This window comes from Pseudomonas sp. GL_091 (assembly GCF_057837725.1).
This window is the reverse complement of sequence record NZ_CM174451.1, coordinates 2889652-2912293: the sequence shown is the minus strand read 5'-3', so window position 1 is coordinate 2912293 and position 22642 is coordinate 2889652. Positions and strand designations below refer to the sequence as shown.

The following is a 22642-nucleotide window of genomic DNA, read 5'->3' as shown; positions in this document are numbered from 1 at the left end:
GGCACTGCGCGGCATCAGGATCAGGCCAGGCTTTTGCTGACCACCTCAAACACATCGCTGGACAATTGACCCGAAGCCCGAATCCGCTCCAGCTCGCCTTTCATTAGCGCCTGACGAGCATCGTCATACTTGCGCCAGCGAGTCAAAGGCGCCAACTGGCGAGAAGCAATCTGCGGATTGAAGCCATTCAACTCGATCACCAGATCCGCGAGGAAGCGATACCCGGAACCGTCAGCGGCATGGAAGTTGATCAGGTTCTGCCCGGCAAACGCACCGACCAATGCCCGCACCTTGTTCGGGTTCTTGATGTTGAACGCCGGGTGCTGCATCAACGCCTCAACCCGTGCCAGGCCGCCGGGCAACACGCTGCCCGCCTGGACGCTGAACCACTGGTCCATCACCAGCGGGTTGTCCTTGAAGTGCTCGGCGAAGCTGGCCAGCGCCTTGGCCTTCTCGGCTTCAAACGGCGAGTTGACCAGCACGGCGAGCGCGGTCAGGCGCTCGGTCATGTTGTCGCATGCGTCGAACTGCTCCAGGGTTGCCGCCACAACTTCCGGCTTGCCGCTGAGCATCAGGTACGACAGCGCGATGTTCTGCAAGGCACGACGGGCAAAATGCTCGGCTTCGGCCACGTACGGCGTCTGCTTCGACAACTCGCGGTTGGCCTGATAACGCAGCCACAGGCCTTCGAACAACGCATCGGCCAATTGCTTGCGGGCAAATTCACGCGCCGTGTGAATCGCTTCGACGTCCGCCACTTCGCTGATCTCGGTCAGGTACGCCTCGCTTGGCAGCGACAACATTTCGGCGACCATAGCCTGATCCAGCGACTCATCCGAGAGCACCGTGCGCAGCGCCGACACCAGACGCTGATCGAGTACCAGCGCTTCGCCCTTCTGCTGCTGTCCGATCAACTCTTGCAGCACCTGCACCGACAGTTGCTGGCCGGCATCCCAGCGGTTGAAGCCGTCGCTGTCGTGCTGCATCAGGAACATCAACTGGTCGCGGTTGTACGGGAAGCTCAGCTTCACCGGTGCCGAGAAGCCGCGCAGCAACGACGGCAGCGGCTGTTCGGCGATGTCGACGAAGGTGAAGGTCTGCTCGGCTTCGGTCACGGAAATGACCCGCGAGGTGCCTTGCGCGGTGGCTTCACCGGACAGACGCAGGGCAATCGCTGCCCCTTTGGAATCCAGCAGCCCCAGTTCGACCGGGATCACGAACGGCAGTTTTTCAACCTTGTCCGGGGTTTCCGGGCAGCTCTGACGGAAGGTCAGGCTGTAGGTTTTCGCCGCCGCATCAAAGGACTCGCTCACCGCCAGGCGCGGTGTGCCAGCCTGGCTGTACCAGCGTTTGAACTGGGTCAGGTCAACGCCATTGGCATCTTCCATGGCCTTGATGAAGTCATCGCAGGTCACGGCCTGGCCGTCGTGGCGTTCGAAGTACAGGTCGCTGCCTTTGCGGAAGCCTTCGGCGCCGAGCAAGGTGTGGATCATGCCGACCACTTCCGAGCCCTTTTCGTACACGGTCAGGGTGTAGAAGTTGGAAATCTCGATGAAGCTGTCCGGGCGCACGGCGTGGGCCATGGGGCCGGCGTCTTCGGCGAACTGGTGGGTACGCAGGTACGCCACGTCCTGGATGCGCTTGACCGTGGCCGAGTTCATGTCCGAGGAGAAACCGGCATCGCGGAACACCGTGAAGCCTTCCTTGAGCGACAGCTGGAACCAGTCGCGGCAGGTCACGCGGTTGCCCGACCAGTTGTGGAAGTATTCGTGGGCGACGATCGCCTCGACCCGCTGGTGTGCGGCATCGGTGGCGGTTTCCGCTTTGGCCAGCACGGCACTGGAGTTGAAGATGTTGAGGCCCTTGTTCTCCATGGCGCCCATGTTGAAGTCATTCACGGCGACGATCATGAAGATGTCCAGGTCGTACTCGCGACCGTAGACCTCTTCGTCCCAGCGCATGGATTTCTTCAGGCTGTTCATGGCGTGCTGGCACTTGTCGATGTTTTCCGGCTCGACGTAAATGCGCAGCGCCACGTTGCGCTCGCTCAGGGTGGTGAAGGTGTCTTCGACGCACCACAGGTCACCGGCCACCAGCGCAAACAGGTACGCCGGTTTCTTGAACGGGTCTTCCCAGGTCGCCCAGTGCCGGCCGTCTTCACCGGGACCGGAGGCAATCGGGTTGCCGTTGGACAGCAGCACCGGGTAGCTGTGTTGCTCGGCGACGACCGTGGTGGTGAAGGTACTCATCACGTCCGGGCGGTCGAGGTAATAGGTGATCTTGCGAAAGCCTTCGGCCTCGCACTGGGTGCAGAACATCGTGCCGGACTTGTACAGGCCTTCCAGCGCGGTGTTGGTTTCCGGGTGGATCCGGACGCTGGTGTCGACCGTGAAGGTGGTGCTGGTCGGGTGCAGGGTCAGGTGATTCTCGGTCAGCTGATACTGCGCCTCGGAAAGCTCCTGGTCGGCCAACGTCACCGCCAACAGCTCAAGCTGCTGGCCGTCCAGCACCAGCGGCGGCAGGCCCGGGCCACGCTCGGGGTTGCGGCGCATCACCAGTTGCGCATGGACCAGGCTGTGGTCCTCGTACAACTCGAAGGTCAGGTGCGTTTCGTCGATCAGGTACTCGGGCGCCTGATAGTCCTTGAGGTAGATCATCTTCGGTTGTTCGGTGCGCATGCTGGAGTCCTTACTGATGCACGGCGAGCTGGTAAGCCGTGTATTTACGAATATTGATCACGCCGGTGTCGAAGATCAGGTATTGGCCCTTGATCCCCATCAGCGTGCCTTCGGCAATCGGGTTCTTGTCCAGGTTGAAGCTGACGATCTTCGCTGGGTACTGCTCGACCGGGTAGCGGATTTCCAGCGGTTCGACATCGGTCACCGGCTGGATCGCCTGCAAGCCAAATCGCTGCTGCAACCCGAGCAAGCCTTCAGCGCAGCTGTCGAACAGTTGATCGCGGACCTCGGCCAGGTTCACCGCCGCCGCATCGCCCTTGAGCAAAGCACGCCAGTTAGTCTTGTCGGCCACCTGGCTGCGGAACAGATCCTCGACGAAACCGGACTGCTGGCGGGTCGATACGCGCATGATCGGCAAGGCCTGGCTCGCACCCTGGTCGAGCCAACGGGTCGGCAGTTGGGTGGCGCGGGTAATCCCGACTTTCACCCCCGACGAGTTGGCCAGGTACACCACGTGGTCAGTCATGCAGAACTTCTCGCCCCACTCGGGTTCCCGGCAGGTGCCGGCCTCGAAGTGGCAGCGCTCCGGGCTCATGATGCACACGTCGCACTGGGCCAGTTTGGTCATGCACGGGTAGCAGTAGCCCTGGCTGAAACTGGTCTTGGTCTTGCGTCCGCAATGGATGCAGTGGATCGCCCCCAGGTATTCCAGGCGCACCGTGGTACCGATCAACGGATTGACCGGGACCTCGGTTTCGCCCAGACGAAATGCATATTGCACGTTCGGCCCGTCCAGGCGCGCCGACATTTTGCTGATTGCACCGCGGCCAATCTCGATCAATGGATGGCATCCGACTTGAACAGGATATTCGGCACTTGAATCGACTTCGAGCTGCATTCCTGCGGGCCCATGTAGCCGGTGCGCTGGTCCTCGGGCAGGTTCTGGATTTCCCAGGCGATCATCGCCTGCAGCGACAGCTCGCGTTGTTCGGCGGTGAGCTTGCCGCCGTCGGACCATTTGCCGATTTCCACGGCCAGTTTCAGGCTCTCGTAGATATCGTGGGTGATGTTGTTGATCATTTCGTTAAAAGAGGACATTGGGTCTCCGTCTCTTTATTGCATGTTCTTAAATTAGGCGGCCAGTTTACGGCGGTTATACAAACCGCCCAACAAACCGGTGAAGCATCCGATGAGTAACCCGCTGACGTGGGCCGCGTTGGCGATTTCGCCGAAGCCGATCATCGAGACCAGCCCGGACAGACACAGCAGCAACCACACCAGCATCATCACCAGCACACCACGGGGCAGGCGATAGGCCGGGTTCGGCGCCAGCAACTGGAAGATCCAGCAATGCCCGAGCAGGCCGTACAGTACGCCGGACAAACCGCCGAACAAGGTCGGGCCGCTGAAGAAATACTGGGCGAAGTTGGACACCAGGCTGAACAGCAGGGTCAGGCCGATCAGGTTGATGCTGCCCTGACGCGACTCGATGCGCCGCCCGAGCTCCCAATACCACATGCCGTTCATCGCCAGGTGCAGAATGCCGAAGTGGATCAGCATCGGCGTGACCAGGCGCCACCACTGCCCCGCAGCCAGGCTGTCGGCCAGTGGCGTGAAGTGGAGGTACTCGCCGACCACGCGGAATTCGAGGAAGGTCAGCCAACGCATCGTTTCAAGGTTGTCGCCCAGTAACGTGATCGCGCCGACGATCATGCTCAGCAGCAATACCAGCGCGGTGGCCTTGGCGTATTTCAGCTGCTCGACGAACCCCGGACGCTTGACGGTTTGCGCCACTGGAATGTCCAGCTGTTGGTCGGGATCGCCCGCCGGAAAACGTTCGTACAGCGCACGCACGTCTTCACTGATGTTGTCCGGCACCCACAACACCTGCTCGCCAGCTTCCTCGCTGACCCGGTGGGGCACTTGCATGCGCTTGAGCAGGGTGACGAACCCGCTCAAGTCCACCGCCAAGGGCAGACGCAATACCGCTACAGCACTCATTGCAGCACCTCCGGCCGCTCGACATCGACCCAGACGAATTTTTGCGGATCCAGGCGGGTTTCCTGATCCAGTCGGTAGGCAACCAGTTTGCCGTACAGCACCGCGCTGTAATCCAGACAGGCCAGGTTCGGCCGGATCGGTGCCGGCTTGCCGCTGCGCCAGTAATGACCGACGAACAACAGCGGCTCATCGATGCCATAACGCAGCAAACTGTTCTTTTCGGTAGATGTCAGCGGCGTCCGGGCAACGGGTTCGGGCAGTGCATCCGGCTGGAACACGATGTCGCCGTAGGTTTTCGGATCGTCTTCCCAGAACTTGGTCCGGAAGAACGAACGCACCAGGCCGTCGCCGCTGGTCATGGTCAGGCCATGGGGCAAGCGCATGTCCGTGCCGCGCAACAGCCGATCGAATACGGTGCATGCAAAAGAGCCCGATTCCGCCGACGCCTGGAGAAAATGCTCATCGACGCAACCGTTGGGGAACAACGCCCGCAGCGGCTCGATCAGCCCGGCGTCCCAGCAGGCGTGGACCACGCGAAAACGCCCGGCATCGACGAACAATGGCAACTTGTAGAACCATTGCTGGAAGTCGTGCCAGTCACCCGGATGGTGTTCGAACTGGGTCAGGGTTTCGTGCAGCAGGCGGGCATGGCGCGGCGTGTGCTCGCGCACGAACTGCTTGCCGCTGCCGGGCAGCGCCGGCGTGGCCCAGCCCAGCGCATTGAACTCGTGGTTGCCCATGATGCACAGAGCCTGACCGGCCTCGACCATGTCGTGGACGATATGCAGAGCCTCGCGAATCCGCGGGCCGCGGTCGATGATATCGCCAACGAACACCGCCATGCGCGAGGCATGCCGCCAGACGCCACCCTGCTTGTGATAACCGAGTCGGTCGAGCAAGTGCTCCAGGGTCAGAGCGCAACCGTGCACGTCACCGATCAGGTCGTAGCTACGCGCGGGATCGAGCATCAGTCGCCTCCACCCCCCAACTTGCTGCCCCAGCCGAGCTTGGTCCGGCAGACTTCATAGTAGTTGTGGTCAAGCGGGTGAATCAGCCGCAGTTTCTGGGCTTTCTTGCTGACGGTAATGGTGTCGCCGGGCGCGCAGGTGAAGTGGTTCTGCCCGTCACACGAGACTTGCGGGTAAATCTGCATATCCTTGGACACGACGATTTTCAGCTCACTGTTGCCATCGACCACAATCGGCCTACCCGACAAGGTATGGGGGTACATCGGCACAATCACAATAGCGTCGAGCTTGGGATGCATGATCGGCCCGCCGGCGGACAGCGCATAGGCGGTGGAACCGGTCGGCGTCGCGACGATCAGGCCGTCGGCCTTCTGGCTGCAGACGAACTGGCCGTCGATGTACAGCTCGAATTCGATCATTCGCGTGGACTTGCCAGGGTGCAGCACCACATCGTTCAGTGCATCGCCCTGGCCGATGGCCTCGCCGTGGCGGCGGACTTCGGCCTGCAACAGGAAGCGGTTTTCCACCAGATAGTGGCCGTCCAGCACTTCGGCGACCTTGGTTTCCAGCTCATCGGGACGGATGTCGGTGAGGAAACCCAGGCTGCCGCGGTTGATACCGAGCACCGGGATATTGTGCTTGGCCAGCGCCCGGGCGGCACCGAGCAGGCTGCCGTCACCACCGACCACTATGACCATGTCGCAGACTTCGCCGAGCATCTTGCGCGATGAGGTTTGCAAGCCGTGCCCTGGCAGCACTTCGGCGATGGTGTCTTCGAGGATCACGTGCAGGTGACGATCGAGCAGAAACCGTTTCAGTCGGCGGACGGTATCCAGCACCTGGGAACTGCCCAGGCGACCGATGATGCCGATATTGCGAAATTGCTCCATGGGGCTCCTGCGGGGATCTGCGTGGCGGCGAAAACCACGATTATGGGCGAAAGCCTCCCGTAGACAAAATCCTTTCAGCTTCAAGGGTGTGCCCGGGTTTCAGGCTATGCTCGCAAGATGATGCTATTTCCTGATTTGCTCCACCTGCCCCATCAGTTACGCCATCCCGAAGTGCGTGACCTGGCGTGGGTCATCCTCGCACCGCCCATGCTGGACGACACCCCGTGGCCGCAGCGCCACCCGCTGGCCGGCAGCGATTGGGTGCAGGCACCGGATCGACTGGAGCATTGGCTGCGGCAGCTGGATCGGGACAGTTATGGCCTGTTGCACTGGCTGGCCCAGGCCCGCACCCGGCGCCTGGGCTTGTACTACGAACGCCTCTGGCAATTCGCCGTGCAACATGCACCCGGCATCGAACTGATTGCCGCCAACCTGCCGATTCGCCGCGAGGGGCACACCCTGGGTGAACTGGACATGCTGCTGCGCGACCGCGACGGCGTGCATCACCTGGAACTGGCAATCAAGCTCTACCTCGGCCCGCAATCCGGCGACGGTCATGACACTGCCCAGTGGCTGGGCCCGGGCTGCCACGACCGGCTCGACCGCAAACTGGCGCACCTGAGCCAGCATCAATTGCCGATTTCCGCGCGCCCCGAGAGCCGTGAAGTGCTGGCGGCGCTGGATATCCAGGCGTTCAGCGCCCATTTGTGGCTGGGGGGGTATTTGCTGTACCCGTGGCCCGGACAGGCTGCCCCGCCGTCGGGTGCCCATCCCCAGCATTTGCGCGGTCGCTGGTTGCATCAAAAGGATTGGCCGGCGTTGTTGGCCCAGAGCCCGCCCGGTCGCTGGCAACCCCTGCCCCGCCACGCCTGGCTGGCGCCGGCGCATTATTCGGCGGAGCACACCTGGAACCCCGGACAGATGCAGACGTGGCTGGATGACCTGGACCCGTTGGCGCCGGCACAATTGCTGGTGCGCCTGACGGAAAATGCCAGCGGCGACTGGGAAGAAGACGAGCGATTGTTTCTGGTGGCGGACCTTTGGCCGAATGTGCCGGGACAGGGTTGAGTCTTGTGTTGCCTGAGGCGGCCCCTTTCGCGAGCAAGCCCGCTCCCACATTGGGCCTCAGCCGAACACAAGTATTGTATCCACTGAAGATCCCTGTGGGAGCGAGCCTGCTCGCGATAAGGCCAACCCGGTCTAAAGAGATAACCGCATCGCCGGTTATCCAGCGCCTGGCAGGACAAAACTCTGGCCAATGACCATCAAACTTTCTTGTGCTGTTCGACCCATTGCCCATAGGCATTGATGAATTTTTGCAGGAACGGCTTGACCGACTCGGACAACTTGCCCGCCTCGTCGAACGCCGAACCGGCGTTCCCCAGATAGGCCTCCGGTTGCTGCATCAGCGGCACATTGAGAAAGACCATGGATTGACGCAGGTTGTGATTGGCACCAAACCCGCCGACGGCCCCCGGCGAAACGCTGATAATGGCGCCCGGTTTACCATTCCAGGCACTTTTTCCGTATGGACGCGAGCCCACGTCAATCGCATTTTTCAACGGTGCCGGCACCGAACGGTTGTATTCCGGGGTCACGAACAACACCGCGTCGGATGAGCTCACCTGTTGTCGGAAAGTGCTGTAGGCTGCCGGCGGTGAAGCACCATCGATGTCTTCGTTATAGAGCGGCAGATCGCCAATTTCGACGATGTTGAGCTTGAGATTGGCCGGTGCCAGTTCCACCAGGGCCCGTGCGACCTTGCGGTTGATCGATTCCTTTCTCAAGCTGCCGACCACGACGGCGATCGTATAGACGTTGCTCATGGGAGTTTCTCGACTGTCCGATAGGAAGAGCTTGTAGTTATAGATGACGATTCAAGCAGCGGGCGACCGAAAACGCCGTCCCTGACTATTTTTTTCCTGTAGGAAAACTTACCTCGCCCAAGCACGGTCTACAGTGCCGCAAATTGAGTGATTTATCTCCAGAGGTTCTAAGCAGATGGCAGCAGTACTCGTCGGTCAGTTCCATGCAAGAGATGCGGAAGGCCGTATTTATTCGGTGCACGAGTTCCAGGACTCCACCCCGGCGGTAGACGGTTCAGGCCCTGTCACCACCTACAAGCTGGCCATTGGCGACCGTGTCAACAAGGTCGACGACAATGAATTCATGCTGGTGCAAACCGGCGTGACCATTACCCGCGAACCGCAAACCGCAAGCGTTTCATAACCCGTCGTTATGAGCAGAAGTCATATGCGCGGACTTGGGGTAGGATTCAGCCACTGACTCCTCCACCTGCTGAACATGGACTTCACGCATGCGTTTACGCCATATCGAAGTGATCCAGGCGCTCCTGCAGACCGGTCACCTGGGCACCGCCGCCGAATGGCTGCAGTTGCCGGTGGCCGAAGTCGAGCGTTTGCTGCGCGACGCCGAGGATCAGTTGGGTTTCATGCTGTTCGCCAGCGTGCGCGGGCGATTGCAGGCCACCCGCGAAGCGCGGGAATTGCAGGTGGAAATTGCCCGGGTCTACGATGCGCTCGAACCGGTGCAGCGCCTGGCCAACAGCCTCAGGCAATACCTGGCGCCGCCGCTGCGCATCGTCTGCACTCCGCCTCTGGCCAACCAATTGTTGCCACACAGCATCGCGGCCCTGCGCCGACGCCTGCCCGATGCGCCTTGCACACTGCTGTGCCAGCCCACCCGCGACATCGTCAGAAGCCTGCTGCTGCGTGAAAGCGATCTGGGCCTGAGCCTGCATGACCCCGATCACGCCGACCTCGATTGCCAAGTGATTGCCCAGGGCAAACTTCAGTTGCTCGCCCCCCATGGCTGGCTGCAACCGAAACAGAAATACATTTCACTGCAGGATCTGGCCGGTCAATCAATGATCGGCCTGGAGGGGCACGACCCATTGAGCCCTGCGCTGGAAAACAAACTGCACGGCTTGCGCCCTGCCCCGGTGATTCAGACCCGGGTCCAGACGCATCAGATGATGCGCAGCATGGTCGAGGCCGGCGAAGGCCTGGCCATCGTCGACCCCTTCACCGCCCTCGGCGCCAAAACCTCGGGACTGGACGCCTGCCCGCTGGCGCCGGCGGTCCCGATCAGTCTCTACGCCCTGACCCTGAAAAACGCCGAACCCTCTGCGGCGGTTCAGGCACTGTTGACCATCGTCACGGAACAAGCCGCGGCGATGCTGACGAACTGAACGGGTTTTCCAGCGGGTTTTCGAACAGTCGATACCAGAACAGTGCCACTTCGGCGGTATTCGGATCGATGCCGCGATAGCGCAGGTGGTCAATCCCGCCAATCACGTAACCGCAGCGTTCATAGAGCCGGCAGGCCCCCAGGTTGTTGTTCTGGGTTTCGAGCATGATGCCCGGGAGCTTTTTCTTGCGGCTCCAGAACTGCGCCACATCCAGCAGGGCCTTGGCCACACCATGCCTCCGGGCCGGTGCGTGCACCGCCAGTTCGTCGATATGGGCAAAGCCGTTCCAGTTGGTACTGACCACCAGGTGCCCCACGGGCTGGTCATCCAGATACGCCATGAAAATCGCGCTGTCGGCGCCATCGCGAAAGCTGCTGAATTCCTCGGGGTCGATGCCGTAGCACTTGCGATAAGGCGTGATCGGGGTGACCGGCCACTGTGCCACCGGCTTGCCTATTTCGGCCGCACCGTAGGCCGCGACTTCAAAACTGAAATCACTGCCCCAGATATAGGCGGCAAAACCCTCGTCGGCAACCCGTACCGACAACCCTGGGACATTCGGATTTATAACCGGCTGCATACTGGGAAAGGTCCTCACTCCTTGATGCAATCGACGGTGTAACACCGTCCACTGCCCTGATCTTCGTGTTGCAATCCGTGCACATCAGCAACGAACCCCGGGAAACTGCTATCGAACGTGCGGGCAAACGCCAGGTAATCGATGATCGAGCGGGTCGACTCGGTAAAACGCTCGCCCGGCATGATCAGCGGAATGCCGGGTGGGTACGGCACCAGCATCACCGCGGCGATCCGCCCGTCCAGCGCATCGATCGACACGGCTTCGACTTCACCTCGCACCAATTGATCATAGGCGTCCGCCGGCTTCATCGCGACTTCCGGCAGTACGGTGTACATGCGCTTGAGGTGCCTGGCGGTGGCGTTGCTGCGATAACAGGCATGCAACTGATCGCACAGATCACGCAGCCCCATGCCCTGATAGCGCGCGACATTCTCTTGCGCCACACAGGGCAGGCAACTGGCCAGACTGACGTTGGCGTCGTAGCTGCGCTTGAACTCCAGCAGTTCGGTGAGCAGCGTACTCCACTTGCCCTTGGTGATGCCCATGGAGAACAACACCAGGAACGAATACAGCCCGGTTTTCTCGACCACCAGGCCACGCTCCCAAAGGAACTTGCTGACCACTGCCGCCGGAATTCCGCGCGCGCTGAGGGTGCCACCGGCCGTCAATCCCGGCATCACCAGCGTGACCTTGATCGGGTCGAGCAGCACATAATCGTCGGTCACGCCGCTAAAGCCGTGCCAGTCGGCATCGGGCTGCAGCAACCAGTCCTCGGTGACGACCCGCTCGATGCCTTCCGCCGACGGCGGTTGCCAGATCGAAAACCACCAATCATCCGCGGCAATGTGCTGGCGCAAGTTAGCCAGCGCCCGCCGAAAACTCAGGGCCTCATCGAACATTTCCTGCAACAGCGAACGCCCGGCCGGCCCTTCCATCATCGCCGAAGCCACATCCAGCGAGGCAATGATGCCGTACTGCGGCGAGGTCGAGATGTGCATCATGAATGCTTCGTTGAAGCGATCCCGGTCCAGTTGCCGCGCACCGCCATCGCGCACGTGAATCATCGACGCCTGGCTGAAGGCCGCCAGCAACTTGTGGGTGGAATGGGTGGTGAACACCAACGGGCTGTCTTCATCACGGGAGGTGCCCATGCCGTAGCGCCCGGCAAAAAACTCATGAAACGCCGCATAGGCGTACCAGGCCTCGTCGAAGTGCAACACCTCAACGCTATTGCCCAGTTGCTGCCTGATCAGCTCGGCGTTGTAGCAGAGGCCGTCATAGGTCGAATTGGTCACCACCGCGAGCTTGACCTTCGGTGAACGACCCTTGGTCAGCGGACTGGCGTCGATCTTGGCCTGGATCGATTCGCGGCTGAACTCACTCAGGGGAATCGGGCCGATGATCCCCAGTTCATTACGCTCCGGACACAAGTACAGCGGGATCGCGCCGGTCATGATGATCGAGTGCAGCACCGACTTGTGGCAATTACGATCCACCAGCACCAGGTCGTCGCGAGCGACCACCGAGTGCCAGACAATCTTGTTGGCCGTGGACGTGCCATTGATCACGAAAAAGGTGTGATCGGCGCCGAAATTGCGTGCGGCACGGGCCTCGGCTTCAGCCAGGGGACCGGTGTGATCGAGTAAAGAGCCGAGCTCCGGCACCGACACCGAAAGGTCCGAGCGCAGGGTGTTTTCACCGAAAAACTGGTGAAACGCCTGCCCGACCGGACTTTTGTGATACGCCACACCACCGCCGTGACCGGGGGTGTGCCAGGAGTAGTTGGAGTCCGCCGTGTGCTGCACCAACGCCTTGAAAAATGGTGGCAGCAGGCCATCGAGATATTTGCGCGCGGCGCGGGCCACCTGCCGGGCGAGAAAGGGCACGGTGTCTTCAAACAGGTAAAGAATGCCGCGCAACTGATTGAGCTCGGCCATGGCGTCGGCGGGCGCGTTTTCCAGGGTCACTTTTTCGCCCAAGGCGAAGATCGGCAGATCCGGCGCACGCACCCGCGCCAGTCCGATCAGTTCGGCCATATTTTGCAACAAATGGGAATGGGTGCTGGCGTCTTCAGAGGCAATCAGCATGCAGGACAGGCCATGGTAGGTCGACGCCACCAGTCGCCCTTCGGTGTAGTCCACTGCCGAAACGACGCTGAACCCTTCCTGCTCCAGCTCCCGGGCAATCCCCCGCACGCGGTCACCGGCGACGCTGTCGGCCTTGATGTCGCGATGGACAATCAGGACCGGGAATTTCAAGTCTTTATACATGAGGCTCAGTGTCCTGAGGCGGCAGACCAGAGCCTGCCAATCACCTCAGGGTAGAGTGTTGCAGAGGATGTGGCGAGCGAGATGCACCAACTTGTGGCGAGGGGGCTTGCCCCCGTTGGGTCGCGAAGCGGCCCTTCATTCTTTCAGACAGGCCACCTTAGATGGATTTACGACTGCTTCGCAGCCCAACGGGGCGGTGCGGCGTTCCGACAAGCCCCCTCGCCACAAAAAGCAGTGTCTGCCAAATAGGGTGTTATGCCTGCGCTTCAGCCTCAGCCAGCTGCACCCACAACGCCGGAGCGCCAGCGGATTTGCCGATGATTTCCAGGCGCGCCGCGTGGCGGGCCAGGTCGTCTTCGCTGGCGCGGATGATACGCGTTGGCTGGCGGTCCGCTGGCAAACGGCGAATCTCGGTGGCCGAATTGTCCGCCCCTTCACCGGAGCCATTGCCATCGGAGGCATTGCCGGCCAGGGACAGACTGGTCTGCCCCCCGGTCATGGTCAGGTAGACGTCGGCGAGAATCTCGGAGTCGAGCAAGGCGCCGTGCAGTTCACGGCCGGAGTTGTCGACGCCATAGCGTTTGCACAAGGCGTCGAGGCTGTTGCGCTGCCCCGGGTGACGTTCCCGGGCCATCATCAGGGTGTCGAGGATCGAGCAGTGCTGCGTGATGTCCGCGCGGTCCTGCTGGCCCATCAGGGCGAATTCGTTGTTGATGAAGCCAACGTCGAACGCCGCGTTATGGATGATCAGCTGCGCGCCCTTGATGAACTCGAAGAACTCTTCGGCCACCTCGGCAAAACGCGGCTTGCCCACGAGGAATTCGTTGGTGATGCCGTGGACGCCGATCGCGCCCTCATCACTTTCGCGATCCGGTTGCAGGTACACGTGAAAGTGCCGGCCTGTCAGGCGTCGGCCGATCAACTCGACACAACCGATTTCGATAATCCGGTGGCCGTCGGTCACCGGCATGCCGGTGGTTTCGGTGTCGAGTACAACGGATCTGGTGGCCATCAGTGCTCAGCTCTCAATCGGTCAATCGTGCAAAAGCGCGAATCTTAACATGCTCACCGTACGGGAGGTTGATCAGCCCTGTTTGTACCCACGCACTTCATCCACGCCACGGTTGGCCAGCTGGTCGGCCCGTTCGTTGCCGTGATGGCCAATGTGTCCGCGCACCCATTTCCAGGTGACCTTGTGGCGGTTGACCTGCTCGTCGAGCAGCTTCCACAGGTCAGCGTTTTTCACCGGTTCCTTCGCCGCGGTTTTCCAGCCGCGCTTCTTCCAGTTGTCCATCCACTCGTTGATGCCTTTCATCACGTACTGGGAGTCGGTCACCAGCAGCACCTCGCAGGGACGCTTGAGCTCTTCCAGGCCACGGATCGCACCCATCAGTTCCATGCGGTTGTTGGTGGTATTGGCTTCGCCGCCCCAGAGTTCCTTTTCGACGCCCTTGCACACCAGCAGTGCGCCCCAGCCGCCAGGGCCGGGGTTGCCTTTGCAGGCGCCGTCGGTGAACAGTTCTACGCTATCGCTCATGCCAATCTATCCAGAAAATGCGCTGGCCCGCCGATCGCTGATCGACGACGGCCGAAGCCGGGACAGGCCCGGCCGCAAATAAAAAGTGTGTATTACGGTTCGATGTTGCGCCGGTTGACCTTGGCCATCGGCAACGGGATCAGCTTGCCCATCGGCTCGCGCCGCTCCTGACGGACCGGCCGCAAACCCACCACGATCTTGCGCGCCACCAATAAATAGAAGCCGCCGCCCGACAGTTGCCAGTCACCGGCCTTGCGCTCCCAACCGGCCAGGCGGGTCTGCCACGCCGGTGACGCAAGCGGCGGACGATAGCACCCGAAGCGGCGTTTCTCCAGCGCGAAGCCCAGCAGGTTCAGCCAGTCCGCGACCCGTGACGGCGAAATGCAGCGCGCCTTGCGCAGCGCATCCTGGGCAAACACATGCCGCAGCCCCCAACTGCTCCAAGGATTGATGCCAATGATCAGCAAATGCCCGCCGGGGCGTACGCTGCTCGCCGCCTCGCGAAGCAAACCGTGGGGCGACAGACAGAAATCCAGGCCATGCTGCAGCACCACCACATCGGCGGCATGCTCGCTCAGTGGCCAGGCCTGCTCCTCACAAACGATCTCGACCCCCGGCAACGGCGCGCCAAGGCGCACGTTGCGCTGCACCTGCGGGGCCGACGGCGGGGTTTGGGCCGAGGGACCGTAATGCACCAGATAGCCACCAAAGAACCGCCCGAGCTCGTCTTCGAGCATGCGCCGCTCTTCGTCCAGCAGAAATTGCCCGAGGGGACCGGCCAGCCATTCACGGGCCGCGCTGATCAACGCCAGCCAGTCAGGATCGGCCTGTGCGAACGCTTTATCAGTCATTGCATTCTCCAACGCGCCAGGAAGTTCTAAGATGCGCCATTGTTTTCCGCTTGGCGAATCCGACGATGATACAGATCACTGCCCTGCCCGCCTTCACCGACAACTACATCTGGTTGTTACAAGACCACGACAGCAAGCGCTGCGCGGTCGTCGACCCGGGTGATGCCGGCCCCGTACAAGCCTGGCTCGCGGCCAATCCGGGCTGGGTACTGAGTGATATTCTGATCACTCATCACCATCATGACCACGTCGGCGGCGTCGAACAGCTGAAAAAAGCGACGGACGCGAAAGTCTATGGTCCGGCCAGCGAAACGATCCCGGCGCGGGACATTGCGCTCAAGGACAACGACAAGGTCAGTGTGCTCGGCTGCGACTTCGACGTCCTCGCGGTCCCTGGTCACACCCTGGGGCACATCGCCTATTACCATCACGGCTTGCTGTTCTGCGGCGACACACTGTTTGCCGCCGGCTGCGGACGCTTGTTCGAAGGCACGCCACAGCAAATGTACAGCTCGCTGACACGCCTGGCCGGGTTGCCGGATGACACGCAGGTGTACTGCACCCACGAGTACACCCTCAGCAACCTGAAGTTTGCCGCGGCCGTCGAACCGAACAATCCGCACACCGCCGAACGCCTGGCCAAAGTCACCCGCCAACGGGAATCCGGGATCATGACGCTGCCGTCGACACTGGCACTGGAAAAGCTCACAAACCCGTTTTTGCGCTCCGGTGAAACATCCGTTAAAGAAAAAGCGGACGAACGGACCGGCACCGATAACTCGGCGCCCGATATGGTTTTTGCTGCGCTTCGAGCGTGGAAAGACAGGTTCTAAAGGGGCTTCTCAAGATTGCAACAATTCTGAAAGGTTGACCGCGCAGGGTGCGCTTTCTAGAATCGCCCGACATTTTTGCCCGGAACTTACTTCCAGCCAATGTCGTCACCTATTCGCAAAGCCATCAGTTCAGACGCATTGACCCGCTTGGCTCAAGCCATAGCGGTGGCTGTGTCCGCCACCCTGGCGGGCTGTTCCAGCCATGCGCCGCAGACCGATGCGGCGCACACGCAGAACATCGCCGCGCGCGCCAAGCAGAAGCCGATCTGGCTCAGCGAAAAACCCAGCCCGCAAATCCCCCAGGACGTCTGGGAGCGCATGCGCCAGGGCTTCCAGTTGCAGGACGGGCTGGGCGTCAACCCGCGCATCGAGCAACAGCGCCTGTGGTTCGCCAGCAATCCATCTTTCCTCGAAAACGCCGGCGAGCGTGGCAGCCTCTACATTCACTACATCGTCGAACGCCTTGAAGAACGCAACATGCCGCTGGAACTGGCCCTGCTGCCAGTGATTGAAAGTGCCTACAACCCGATGGCCTACTCCCGGGCCGACGCGGTGGGCCTTTGGCAGTTCATCCCGTCCACCGGGCGTTATTTCAACCTGCGTCAAACCCGTTTCTATGATGGCCGTCGTGACATCACCGCGTCGACCACCGCCGCGCTGGATTACCTGACCCGCCTGCATGACATGTTCAACGGCGACTGGATGCTGGCCCTGGCGGCCTACAACGCCGGCGAAGGCACCGTCAGCCGGGCCATCGAGCGCAACGAACGTCTCGGCCTGCCAACCGACTACTGGAACCTGCCACTGCCCGCCGAAACCCAGGCTTATGTGCCGAAGTTGCTGGCACTGTCGCAAGTGGTGATGGCGCCGGATGCCTACGGCGTGAACCTCAACCCGATCGCCAACGAACCTTACTTCAAGGTCGTCGAAATCAACCAGCGCATGGACCTGTCCAAGGTCGCTGAAGTCGCCAACATCGACGAAGACGAACTGTTCCAGCTCAACCCGGCCTTCAAGCAGCGCACCACCATCGACGGCCCGCAGCACCTGCTGGTGCCGACCTCCAAGGCACAACTGCTGACCAGCAGCCTGCAGACCATGCGTCCTGAAGAACTGATCAGCAAGAAATCGCTCAAACCGGTCTTCGAAGGTGCCGACGACACCCAGGTCGCCAGCGTCAAGCGTTCCTACCGGGTCAAACGGGGTGACAACCTCGGTTCCATTGCCAAGGCCAACAACGTTGACGTGAAGGACCTGCAAAGCTGGAACAATCTGACTGGCAAGAACCTCAAGCCAGGCCAGACCCTGGTCATGCAGGACACCGGCAAACGCAGCTCCGGGCGCGTCAACACCGTGATTGCAGCCAATACCAAGAAGCAGCAGACCACGTACAAGGTCCAGCAAGGCGACTCGCTGTACATCGTGGCCAAGCGCTTCAACGTAGAGATGCAGCACCTCAAGCGCTGGAACCCGCGTGTCGGCCAGGCGCTGAAGCCTGGTCAGATGCTGACGGTGGCCAATCCGCATTAAAAAACAGCCCCTGAATCCAGGGGCTAATGAGATGGTCACCCCCACACCCTGCGAGGGCTACGCTTTCGCAGGGTGTTTTGTTTTCGGAGGCCATCATCATGATCCAGTCAGCACTGATCGGTATCGATCTCGGCAAACATAATTTCCACCTTCACGGCCAGGATAAATCAGGCCGCGAGGTGTTTCGCAAGAAGCTCTCTCGGGCGCAGATGATGCAGCTTTTCGGCAACGTGCCGAGTTGTATCGTGGTGATGGAAGCCTGTGCGGGGGCGCATTTTGTTGCTCGTCAGCTAGCGGCAATGGGACACACGGCCAAGCTGATTTCCCCGCAGTTCGTTAAGCCCTTCGTCAAGGGCAACAAAAATGATTTCGTCGATGCTGAAGCGATCTGTGAAGCGGCTTCCCGTCCATCTATGCGCTTTGTGACGCCTAAGACCGAGTCCCAGCAAACCCTGTCTGTTCTGCATCGGATGCGCGAATCGTTGGTGCATGACCGCACAAAAACGGCTAATCAGATGCACGGTTTTCTACTGGAGTTTGGCGTCAGCTTGCCCAGAGGCTTGGCCATCATGAAGCGTCTAGCAGTTGTTTTGGCTGGGCATGAGTTTCCCGTTCGTTTGACGGTGTTGTTGCAACGTCTGCACGATCACTTCGTCTACCTGGATGAGCAAATCAAGGCGCTGGACAAAGAGCTGGCGAGCCAACTGGCCGACGATGATCTAGGTAGTCGTTTACTGAGCATGCCGTGTGTCGGCCCGATCACCGCCAGCCTGCTGGCTGTGGAGATGGGCGATGCTAAGCAGTACCGACGCAGTCGCGATTTTGCCGCCTCAGTGGGACTGGTGCCCAGGCAGTACAGTACGGGTGGTAAGGCGAATTTGCTCGGGATCAGCAAGCGGGGTGACAAGCACCTGCGACAACTGTTGGTGCAATGTTCCAGGGTCTATATGCAGAGGCTGGATCACCAAAAAGGGGCCTTGGCTGACTGGGTACGAGCCTTGCTCAGTCGACGACATTCGAATGTCGTGGCCTGTGCCCTCGCTAACAAACTGGCGCGTATCGCCTGGGCGATCGCGACTCACCATACGCAATATGAAGCAGGGGCAGACGCCTTGAACGCCTGACCCTGCGGTTGTTGCAGTACCACGATTCACCCTTCAGGTTTTGCGATAGCTGAACAACAGATGACGTGAACGGCCTACCGGCCTGGCGAAGATCCTGGCATAAAAATCGGCTTTAAGAAGCCGATGGGCTTTTTAGGATCGTCAGGCGCGATTCTCATCGTGGCGCTGGGGCATGCCCCAAACAGACGCCGGATAGATTTAAGCAAGCCAACCACACCACCCGTTAATCAGTATTGCAAAAATGGGGGCGACCATAGATTTTTTATGCCTGCGCAGTTTTTGTGGCGAGCACAAAACCTGTAGGAGCTGGCTTGCCGGCGAAGGCGCCGGCACAATCAACATCCATTTCGTCTGTCAGGCCGCCTTCGCGAGCAAGCTCGCTCCTACAGGATTGTGGCCCGGCCGATATTGCGCATTAACCCCCCGTCTTTTTCCTGTCCATACAAGCTGTTACTGTACGGTCCACAAAGCCCAAGCCGCCTGGATCGGATCCCCTATTTGAAGCGTCCCCTGCCCCTGCTCCTGATCAGCCTGGCCTTGAGCTCCACCGCAAGCGCGACGATCAGCGAAAGCCATGGTTATGCGCAGTTCGGCACGCTCAAGTACCCAGCCCGATTTACCCACTTCGACTGGGTCAACCCGCAAGCGCCCAAGGGCGGTACGTTGCGGGTCATGGCGTTTGGCACCTTCGATACGCTCAACCCCTACACCTTCAAAGGCACCAGCCCGGTCACCACGCCGAACTTCCTGCAATACGGTATCAACGAGCTCAACGAGCCGCTGATGGTCGGTACCGGACAGTACGCGCCTTCGGGTGACGAGCCCGCGTCCAGCTATGGCCTGATCGCCCAGTCGGTGGAATACAGCGAGAACCGCAGCTGGGTGGTGTTCAACCTGCGTCCTGAAGCACGCTTCCATGACGGCACGCCGATCACCGCCTACGACGTCGCGTTCTCCTATCGCGTGTTGCTCAAGGAAGGCCATCCGCTGTACCGCACCAGCCTTCAGGAAGTGTCGCGGGTCGACATCCTCAACCCGCAGCGCATCCGCTTCGTGTTCAAGCGCGCCGGCAATCCGCTGCTGATCCTGCGCCTGGGCGAAATGCCGGTGCTGGCGCAGCACTACTGGAAAGGCCGCGACTTCAAGGCCACCACTTTCGAGCCGCCGCTGGGCAGCGGGCCGTATCGCATCACCTCGGTCACGCCGGGACGACAGATCGTCTTCGAACGGGTCAAGGACTACTGGGGCAAAGACCTGCCGGTCAATCGCGGCAAGTACAACTTCGACCGCATGGAAGTTGAGTTCTACCGCGACAGCGACGTGGCGTTCGAGGCGTTCAAGGCCGGTGAATTCGATATCTACATCGAGCATCAGGCGAAGAACTGGGACACCGGCTACAACTTCCCCGCCATACGCCGCGGCGAGGTGATCAGGGCACAGATTCCCCACCAGATCCCGACCCAGACCCAGGGCCTGTTCATGAACAGCCGCCGTCCGGCTTTCTCGGACGCCAAGGTCCGTGAAGCGCTGGGGCTGATGTTCAACTTTGAATGGACCAACCGCACGCTGTTCGGCGGCGCCTACCAACGCGCCATGAGTTACTACCCCAACAGCGAGTTCTCGGCCAGCGGGTTGCCGGTCGGGCATGAATGGCTGTTGCTCAAGCCCTATCGCGAGCAACTGCCGGCCAGGCTCTTTACCGAGCCGTTCAGCCTGCCGCAGACCGACGGCAGTGGCATCCCCCGGGAGACTCTGCGCAAAGCCCTCGGCCTGCTCGCCGAAGCTGGCTGGAAGCTCAATGGCCAGCGTCTGCAAAACGCCGCCGGGCAGCTTTTGCGCCTGGAACTGCTGCTGGTCAACCCGAACCTGGAACGCATCCTCCAGCCTTACATCGAGAACCTCGCCAGCATCGGCATCGATGCGCGGCTGCGCACGGTCGATCGCGCGCAATACAAGCAGCGCCTCGACCAGTTCGATTTCGACATGATTCTGATGACCCTCAACCAGACGCTCAGCCCCGGCCTGGAACAATGGCAGTACTTTCACTCCAGCCAGGCCGGGGTCAAGGGCAGCAAGAACTTCGCCGGCATTGCCAACCCGGTGGTCGACCATTTGCTCGAACAGTTGCTGGCCGCCCAGACCCGCGATGAACAAGTCGCCGCCGGCAAGGCCCTCGACCGCGTGCTGCTGTGGCAGCACTACATCGTTCCCAACTGGTACCTCAATTATCACCGTCTGGCGTACCGCAACCGGCTCGCCTTCGTCACCACGCCGCCTTACACCCTGGCCCTGAACGCGTGGTGGCTGAAATCTTCGGAGAAAGATCAATGAAACCCATCCGTGCCCTGCTCCTGCAGGCCAGCGGTCTGCTATTCGCCGGGCTGGCCTGCGCCGCCCCGCAACATGCCGTGACCCTGTACAACGAGCCGCCGAAATACCCGGCCGATTTCAAACACTTCGACTACGTCAATCCGGACGCGCCCAAGGGCGGGATTTTCCGTCAGGCCGGTTTCGGTGGCTTCGACAGTCTCAACCCGTTCATCAGCAAAGGCGTGCCGGCGGACGATATCGGCAACATCTACGACACCCTGGCCAAGCAAGGCCTGGACGAGCCGTTCACCGAGTACGGCTTGATTGCCCGGCTGATCGAGAAAGCTCCGGACAACGCCTGGGTGCGCTTCTACCTGCGCCCCGAAGCACGCTTCCATGACGGCCATCCGATACGCGCCGAGGACGTGGTATTCAGCTTCCAGATGCTGACCAAGGATGGCGCGCCGATGTACCGCGGCTACTACAACGACGTGGCCGAAGTGGTCGCCGAAGACCCGCTCACCGTACTGTTCAAGTTCAAGCACACCAACAACCGCGAACTGCCGCTGATCCTCGGCCAGTTGCCGGTGCTGCCCAAGCACTGGTGGGCCGACCGCGACTTCAACAAGGGCAACCTGGAAATCCCGCTGGGCAGCGGCCCGTACAAGGTCAGCGAAGTGAAGGCGGGACGCTCGGTGCGTTACGAGCGGGTCAAGGACTACTGGGGCAAGGACCTGCCGGTCAATCGGGGGTTTTACAACTTCGACGTAATGACCACCGATTACTACCGCGACAACACGGTGGCTCTGGAAGCGCTCAAGGCCGGGCAGTTTGACTACTGGCTGGAAATGACCGCGAAAAACTGGGCCAATGCCTACAACACTCCGGCGGTCACCGAAGGTCGACTGGTCAAGGAACAGATTCCCAACGGCAATCCGACCGGCATGCAAGGGTTCGTCTTCAACCTGCGCCGCCCGGTGTTCCAGGATGTGCGCGTGCGTCAGGCCTTGTCGCTGCTGCTGGACTTCGAATGGACCAACAAGCAACTGTTCAACGGTGCCTATGCGCGTACCCGCAGTTACTTCGAAAACTCGGAAATGGCCGCCACCGGCCTGCCTGATGCCGATCAAGTGGCGATCCTCGAGCCGTTCCGCGGCAAGCTGCCACCGCAGGTGTTCAGCGAAGCCTTCCAGAACCCGACCACCGACGGCAGCGGCATGATCCGCGCCCAGCAACGGCAAGCCTATCAACTGCTGCAAGAGGCCGGCTGGCGCATCGTCGATGACAAAATGGTCGATGCCACCGGCAAACCGGTGGTCATCGAATTCCTGTTGGCCCAGACCGAATTCGAACGGGTGCTGCTGCCGTTCAAGCGCAACCTGAGTGACCTGGGCATTGATCTGGTGATCCGCCGGGTCGACGTCTCGCAATACATCAACCGCGTGCGTTCCCGGGACTTCGACATGATCGTCGGCAGCTTCCCGCAATCCAACTCGCCGGGTAATGAACAACGGGAATTCTGGATGTCGGCCGCTGCCGACAAACCCGGCAGCCGCAATTCCATGGGGCTGAAAGATCCGGTGGTCGATCAACTGGTCGAGCAACTGATCAACGCCGATTCGCGCAACAGCCTGGTGGCCCACGCCCGGGCGCTGGACCGGGTGCTGCAATGGGGCTATTACGTAATACCCAACTGGCACATCAAGACCTGGCGCGTGGCGTACTGGAACCACATCGGCCATCCAAAGGTCTCGCCTAAATATGACATCGGCACGGCGACCTGGTGGGTCAAGCCCGACATCAAGCCGGCGATAGAAGTCGAAACCACACTGCAGGCCGATCCTGCGGGCACGGAGTAA

General features: G+C 60.8%; 20 protein-coding genes. 8 read left to right on the top strand and 12 right to left on the bottom strand.

Annotated features, from left to right (window positions below):
- Positions 1–20: 20 nt before the first annotated feature.
- From pepN to AC3ITY_RS13320, 6 genes are read right to left on the bottom strand one after another with little or no spacing between them, the layout of a single operon-like run.
- Complete coding sequence (gene pepN, locus AC3ITY_RS13345) at positions 21–2678, bottom strand: aminopeptidase N (RefSeq protein WP_489309753.1); 2658 nt, start codon at positions 2676–2678, stop codon at positions 21–23.
- Between the two features lie 10 nt (positions 2679–2688).
- The gene (locus AC3ITY_RS13340; RefSeq protein ID WP_489309751.1) at positions 2689–3519 is read right to left on the bottom strand and encodes a DUF2797 domain-containing protein; all 831 of its coding nucleotides are present in this window, start codon (positions 3517–3519) and stop codon (positions 2689–2691) included.
- Positions 3516–3776, bottom strand: coding sequence for a YeaC family protein (locus AC3ITY_RS13335; RefSeq protein WP_489309749.1), 261 nt, complete (start codon positions 3774–3776; stop codon positions 3516–3518). Before AC3ITY_RS13335 ends, AC3ITY_RS13340 begins: the two co-directional genes overlap by 4 nt.
- 33 nt (positions 3777–3809) lie before the next feature.
- A complete protein-coding gene (locus AC3ITY_RS13330) occupies positions 3810–4679 on the bottom strand; it encodes a rhomboid family intramembrane serine protease (protein ID WP_489309747.1) in 870 nt (289 codons plus the stop codon).
- Positions 4676–5647, bottom strand: coding sequence for a metallophosphoesterase (locus tag AC3ITY_RS13325; protein WP_489309745.1), 972 nt, complete (start codon positions 5645–5647; stop codon positions 4676–4678). Before AC3ITY_RS13325 ends, AC3ITY_RS13330 begins: the two co-directional genes overlap by 4 nt.
- Positions 5647–6537 (bottom strand): NAD(+) kinase, encoded by an 891-nt coding sequence (locus tag AC3ITY_RS13320; protein WP_008016128.1) that lies wholly within the window; start codon positions 6535–6537, stop codon positions 5647–5649. The genes AC3ITY_RS13325 and AC3ITY_RS13320 overlap by 1 nt, the downstream gene beginning before the upstream one ends.
- A 117-nt stretch (positions 6538–6654) precedes the next feature.
- Here AC3ITY_RS13320 and AC3ITY_RS13315 point away from each other — a divergent pair, with 117 nt between their 5' ends.
- Positions 6655–7605: a DUF1853 family protein gene (locus AC3ITY_RS13315; RefSeq protein ID WP_489309743.1), complete on the top strand. Its 951-nt coding sequence runs from the start codon at positions 6655–6657 to the stop codon at positions 7603–7605.
- Between the two features lie 197 nt (positions 7606–7802).
- Here AC3ITY_RS13315 and AC3ITY_RS13310 read toward each other — a convergent pair whose 3' ends face one another.
- The gene (locus AC3ITY_RS13310; RefSeq protein WP_489309741.1) at positions 7803–8363 is read right to left on the bottom strand and encodes an NADPH-dependent FMN reductase; all 561 of its coding nucleotides are present in this window, start codon (positions 8361–8363) and stop codon (positions 7803–7805) included.
- Positions 8364–8538: 175 nt separating this feature from the next.
- On the opposite strand from AC3ITY_RS13310, the gene AC3ITY_RS13305 reads away from it, so the two are divergent.
- Both AC3ITY_RS13305 and AC3ITY_RS13300 read left to right on the top strand, forming a co-directional pair.
- Positions 8539–8766, top strand: a complete 228-nt coding sequence (locus tag AC3ITY_RS13305; RefSeq protein ID WP_008051885.1) for a hypothetical protein — start codon at positions 8539–8541, stop codon at positions 8764–8766.
- Between the two features lie 88 nt (positions 8767–8854).
- Positions 8855–9748, top strand: coding sequence for a LysR family transcriptional regulator (locus tag AC3ITY_RS13300; RefSeq protein ID WP_489309738.1), 894 nt, complete (start codon positions 8855–8857; stop codon positions 9746–9748).
- Here the strand turns inward: AC3ITY_RS13300 and AC3ITY_RS13295 are convergent.
- The 5 genes from AC3ITY_RS13295 to AC3ITY_RS13275 form a co-directional block, all read right to left on the bottom strand.
- Positions 9714–10328, bottom strand: coding sequence for a GNAT family N-acetyltransferase (locus AC3ITY_RS13295; protein ID WP_489309736.1), 615 nt, complete (start codon positions 10326–10328; stop codon positions 9714–9716). The two genes, AC3ITY_RS13300 and AC3ITY_RS13295, sit on opposite strands and share 35 nt — an antisense overlap.
- Before the next feature lie 14 nt (positions 10329–10342).
- Positions 10343–12598, bottom strand: a complete 2256-nt coding sequence (locus AC3ITY_RS13290; protein WP_489309734.1) for an Orn/Lys/Arg family decarboxylase — start codon at positions 12596–12598, stop codon at positions 10343–10345.
- 253 nt (positions 12599–12851) lie between these two features.
- The gene (gene dnaQ, locus AC3ITY_RS13285) at positions 12852–13610 is read right to left on the bottom strand and encodes a DNA polymerase III subunit epsilon (RefSeq protein ID WP_046037200.1); all 759 of its coding nucleotides are present in this window, start codon (positions 13608–13610) and stop codon (positions 12852–12854) included.
- Positions 13611–13682: 72 nt separating this feature from the next.
- Positions 13683–14135, bottom strand: a complete 453-nt coding sequence (gene rnhA / locus AC3ITY_RS13280) for a ribonuclease HI (protein ID WP_007979123.1) — start codon at positions 14133–14135, stop codon at positions 13683–13685.
- 92 nt (positions 14136–14227) lie between these two features.
- A complete protein-coding gene (locus AC3ITY_RS13275; protein WP_007988453.1) occupies positions 14228–14986 on the bottom strand; it encodes a class I SAM-dependent methyltransferase in 759 nt (252 codons plus the stop codon).
- Positions 14987–15051: 65 nt separating this feature from the next.
- Between AC3ITY_RS13275 and gloB the strand changes: the two genes are divergently transcribed.
- From gloB to AC3ITY_RS13250, 5 genes are all read left to right on the top strand, one after another.
- Positions 15052–15819 (top strand): hydroxyacylglutathione hydrolase, encoded by a 768-nt coding sequence (gloB, locus tag AC3ITY_RS13270; protein ID WP_489309731.1) that lies wholly within the window; start codon positions 15052–15054, stop codon positions 15817–15819.
- Positions 15820–15918: 99 nt separating this feature from the next.
- On the top strand, positions 15919–17349 hold the full coding sequence (locus AC3ITY_RS13265; RefSeq protein WP_489309729.1) for a transglycosylase SLT domain-containing protein: 1431 nt from the start codon (positions 15919–15921) through the stop codon (positions 17347–17349).
- A gap of 98 nt (positions 17350–17447) precedes the next feature.
- Complete coding sequence (locus AC3ITY_RS13260) at positions 17448–18473, top strand: IS110 family RNA-guided transposase (protein ID WP_477788767.1); 1026 nt, start codon at positions 17448–17450, stop codon at positions 18471–18473.
- 510 nt (positions 18474–18983) lie between these two features.
- Positions 18984–20804: an extracellular solute-binding protein gene (locus AC3ITY_RS13255; RefSeq protein WP_489310857.1), complete on the top strand. Its 1821-nt coding sequence runs from the start codon at positions 18984–18986 to the stop codon at positions 20802–20804.
- Entirely contained in the window at positions 20801–22642 is a 1842-nt protein-coding gene (locus AC3ITY_RS13250; RefSeq protein WP_489309727.1) for an extracellular solute-binding protein, read from the top strand. Before AC3ITY_RS13255 ends, AC3ITY_RS13250 begins: the two co-directional genes overlap by 4 nt.